Origin of the sequence: Geofilum rhodophaeum (assembly GCF_002210225.1) — a bacterium.
Taxonomy (GTDB): Bacteria; Bacteroidota; Bacteroidia; order Bacteroidales; family Marinilabiliaceae; genus Geofilum; species Geofilum rhodophaeum.
Genome location: NZ_MWUJ01000054.1, coordinates 1 through 1,826, shown reverse-complemented (window position 1 = coordinate 1,826; position 1,826 = coordinate 1). Strand labels below are relative to the sequence as shown.

Genomic DNA, 1,826 nt, shown 5'->3' with positions numbered 1-1,826 from the left:
TCCCAATTTTAATGGGACACTAGTGATCTGCAGTAATAAATCAACCTGTGCTCTATATGCTGCCGTAATCATAATTCTGCAAGTTCTTTTGGTATGGATATTAGGTACTTGGCGTTGTAAACACCTTTCTCAGTAATCGTTCGTTTACCGTTTCCTAAATCAATCTTATCTGTTTTAATAAATTGAAACCATTGATGACCGGCTTTTTCTGCCATATATAAAAACAACCGTTTTACCTTAATAGATTTGCATTTTGAAAGCAGTTCGGTTACAAGTCCTGGTTTTAGGTTAACTAACCCTTCAAATACCTGAAAGCATTCAACGAGGTCGGTGTTTTGTGGAGCCAGATGCAAACATTCCATTATTGCCCTTTCAGGAGATGAAACAGCAACACTTATTCCTTTTATCTCCATTTCCTTTATGCCGTTATCATGGGGTAGCAAGGAGGTAGTTTTGTGAAATATTTCTACGCCCCAATTAACATTGGTAAACCATTTTGGAAGAGTGCTTTGTCGCGGTGAAAATAGGTATAACCTTGCTTTACTTAGTCTGAAATAGTGGCTGTAGCCATGTTGTTCCAATGCAGATAATCCTCCCACATGTACATTTATACCTGTTTGCTTTTGTAAAGCGTTTAATGCGCCCTGCCATCCAACTTTGTCTCCGGGCTTTTTGTAAGCACCACGGCCAAGTGATTCCAGCCAGCCGCTTTCCAAATAATACTTCCTTAGATCATCGGATATATCAAGACTATATAATAAAGGAATTGTAATCACATTACCCTGATGGAGTATTTTAAACAGCCTTCTTAATTTTGTGTCTTTATCCGTAGTCATACTACTGTTTTATTTACAAAAATAAGAATTTTAATGTGCATATCAATATTGATTGTATTAAAAAAAATGATATTTCAGTAGTTTGGCTACGGATATTCAGTTAAAACTAAACTGCTTTTTTATGTCTTTTCTGAGACCATCTCATAGATTAGACCATTAAAAGACTTAATTTCTTTATTCATCATGCACCATCAACAAAACATTGCCTGTGCCGCCAAAAAAAAGTTGCAGGCTATTTGCTTCAGGTTCACTTTTTAGTGCTTAAAATGATTTTGTGTATAGGTTGTATGCGTGCCAATTTGGGAGCTGCTGAGAAAGTCAGCGGACAAATTTCTTATTTTAATTGATGTTCTTTTTGGCATTGCCCCAAAAAGGAACCAAAAAGGTCTAGTCCGCTTAACCCTATCCCCCCGCGAAAGTCAAAATTTCCGGCCATTGCGCAAGGTTTTGAAAGTCGCCCATTTTGGCTTCCCGCCATCCGTCGGCCTGGAAAGCGAACAGGCCTCCACGCCTCTCAAAAAGTAAAACTCTTTCAGGGAAAAGAAGGTTTGGTTTCTCAAAGGTGCATAAATGTGATCGTAGGCCTGTCGTACAAAGGATTCTACCAAGCTTTTATCCTTGGGGTGCAAAGCCCTGGCTGGCAAGATGGCCGTATTATAATGGCTGGCAAAATCATTGAATGTCTCATTTGTTTCTGATTCATATTTATTTGCTTTGGTTACAGCCGATTTAAGGCAGTCAGGAACAATGGCTCTGGGAACCTCTCCAAAGAAGTGCAAAGCACTCTCATTTACACTGATAAAGTCGTGCTTCTGTTGCGTTGGTACGGCTTCTATATACGCCTTTTGACTTGCTCCGAGAACGGCAACAAACACCTCGCAGGTGACGACCTCTCCCGTAGTGGATGATACATAACTGAGCTTCTGACCCGCAAAATCAACAAACAGCTTGTCGCCTGCTTTGTGATCGTAAGCATTCGGCCTAGTACGT

At 39.9% G+C, this 1,826-nt stretch carries 1 protein-coding gene and 1 pseudogene; both read right to left on the bottom strand.

Going from position 1 to position 1,826, the window contains the following annotated elements:
• Positions 1-68: 68 nt before the first annotated feature.
• A complete protein-coding gene (locus B4W65_RS16960; protein WP_088656346.1) occupies positions 69-836 on the bottom strand; it encodes a type IV toxin-antitoxin system AbiEi family antitoxin in 768 nt (255 codons plus the stop codon).
• A 419-nt stretch (positions 837-1,255) separates the two neighbouring features.
• Positions 1,256-1,826: pseudogene (locus B4W65_RS16955) on the bottom strand (DDE-type integrase/transposase/recombinase); the annotation flags it as partial.